Genomic DNA, 2145 nt, shown 5'->3' with positions numbered 1-2145 from the left:
GTCGAGGAAGCGGAACGACACACGAGGTGCAATGGCCGCGATGCGCGCTGCAAAGGGCGGCATCAAGAGCATGGAAAAGAAATCCGCGCCCATGAAGGTGAAGGTCCGTTGCAGTCTCGCCGGGTCGAAGGCCGTCGTGGGCTGGAAGGCTCGCTCGATCTCGCGCAGCGCCGCGCGCACCGGTTCGGCCAGGCTTTCGGCGCGCGGCGTGGGCACCATGTCGTTGCCGCGCCGCACGAAGAGCTGGTCGTTGAGCGCGTGGCGCAGGCGGTTGAGCGCGGCGCTCACGGCGGGCTGGCTGAGGCCGATCTGCTCGCCGGCGCGCGTCGCGCTTTTCTCGCGCAAAAGCGCGTCGAGCACTCTTACCAGATTGAGATCCAGCGCATTCAAATTCATCGCATCAATCCGCCCCATACGATCATTCGATTTCCGTCGCCCGCCCATCCCTGTTTAGGTCCCCGTCGACGCCGCTCGGCCGGCCCCAGCACAGGGAGAGAAAATCGTGACAATGATCAACAGGACCATAGCAGGCAAGGAACTCCTTTGGTTCAACAACACGCTCGTCGCCGTCCAGATCTCGTCGGCCGACGGCGAGGATGGCGTCTGCGTCATCGAGCATCGCCTGCCCTGCGGCGATTCCCCGCCGTTGCATGTGCACCGCAACGAGGACGAGATCTTCCACATCATCGAGGGACGGATGCGTTTCCGGATCGACGACCGTGAGCGGATCGTCGGCACTGGCGAGACCGTCATCACGCCGAAAGGCCTGCCGCACACATTCAAGGTTGAATCCCCGGAAGGCGCGCATACGCTCACCATCACGCGTGGTTCGGATTTCGAAACGATGGTCCGCATGGCGAGCCGTCCTGCCGAACGGCCGGACCTGCCGCCGCCGGCGGAGCCGACGCCGGAGATGATTGAGACGCTGACAAGGATTTGCGCCGAGAACGGCATCGATATTGTCGGACCGCCGATGGGGTGAGCGCTTTCCCTTCTCCCCTTGTGGGAGAAGGTGTCGCCGAAGGCGACGGATGAGGGGCGTTGGAAGGATTGCGACGTTGAAGAACTAGGCGCTTTCAATCCTCAATTTTCTGGCGCCTCGTTTCTTCCAACACCCCTCATCCGTCTCGGCGCTGCGCGCCGATCCACCTTCTCCCACAAGGGGAGAAGGAAGAGGCGCCACGCTTCAACCGATTTGCATCCCGCTCGCCCGCAATCTTCGCTTGATGCGTTTTGTGCAACGCGATACGCCGTTGCCGAATTCGACAAGCGGAGACCTTTCGTGAGCGCTGAAAAGACCAGAACCGAAACCGATACATTCGGTCCCATCGAGGTGGCGGCCGACCGCTACTGGGGCGCGCAGGCGCAGCGTTCGCTGGGCAATTTCAGAATAGGCTGGGAAAAGCAGCCGGCCTCGATCGTGCGGGCGCTGGGCGTCATCAAGCGCGCCGCGGCAGAGGTCAACATGGAGATGAAGCGGCTGGATCCAGCCGTCGGCAAGGCGATCGTCGAGGCGGCGCAGGAAGTCATCGACGGCAAGCTCAACGACCACTTCCCGCTCGTCGTCTGGCAGACGGGCTCCGGTACGCAGTCCAACATGAACGCCAATGAGGTGATCTCAAACCGGGCGATCGAAATGCTCGGCGGCGTGATGGGCTCGAAGAAGCCGGTGCACCCCAACGACCACGTCAATATGAGCCAGTCGTCGAACGACACCTATCCGACGGCCATGCACATCGCCTGCGCCGAGCGGATCGTGCACGACCTGATCCCCGCGCTGCACCATCTGCACAAGGCGCTTGCCGCCAAAGCCCGCGCCTTCAACCACATCATCAAGATCGGCCGCACCCACACGCAGGACGCCACTCCCCTCACCCTCGGCCAGGAATTCTCCGGCTATGCCGCGCAGGTCGTCTCGTCGATCAAGCGCATCGAGATGACGCTGCCCGGCCTGCAGGAGCTGGCGCAGGGCGGCACCGCCGTCGGCACCGGTCTCAACGCGCCGGTCGGCTTCGCGGAAAAGGTGGCGGACCGCATCGCTTCGATCACCGGCATTTCCTTCGTCACCGCGCCGAACAAGTTCGAGGCGCTCGCCGCGCACGATTCCATGGTGTTCTCGCATGGCGCGATCAACGCGGCGGCGGC

General features: G+C 63.6%; 3 protein-coding genes. 2 read left to right on the top strand and 1 reads right to left on the bottom strand.

Features of this window, described 5'->3' with window-relative positions; translation table 11 throughout:
* Nucleotides 1–396, bottom strand: a 396-nt coding sequence (locus EOA29_RS34025; RefSeq protein WP_127222235.1) for a LysR family transcriptional regulator, incomplete at its 3' end; no start/stop codon positions are given.
* 112 nt (nt 397–508) lie between these two features.
* On the opposite strand from EOA29_RS34025, the gene EOA29_RS34020 reads away from it, so the two are divergent.
* Both EOA29_RS34020 and EOA29_RS34015 read left to right on the top strand, forming a co-directional pair.
* Nucleotides 509–982 carry a cupin domain-containing protein gene (locus tag EOA29_RS34020; protein WP_189350717.1) on the top strand — a complete coding sequence of 158 codons (474 nt, stop codon included), beginning with the start codon at nt 509–511 and terminating at the stop codon, nt 980–982.
* Nucleotides 983–1282: 300 nt separating this feature from the next.
* Nucleotides 1283–2145: class II fumarate hydratase (locus EOA29_RS34015; protein ID WP_145969975.1), on the top strand; the 863-nt coding region annotated here is incomplete at its 3' end.

Origin of the sequence: Mesorhizobium sp. M1E.F.Ca.ET.063.01.1.1 (assembly GCF_003998155.1) — a bacterium.
GTDB lineage: Bacteria > Pseudomonadota > Alphaproteobacteria > Rhizobiales > Rhizobiaceae > Mesorhizobium.
This window is presented reverse-complemented; position numbering and strand designations above follow the sequence as displayed.

Coding starts and splice junctions, on each gene's coding strand:
- EOA29_RS34020 (WP_189350717.1), top strand. CDS start 509: ATGATCAACAGGACCATAGCAGGCAAGGAACTCCTTTGGTTCAACAAC.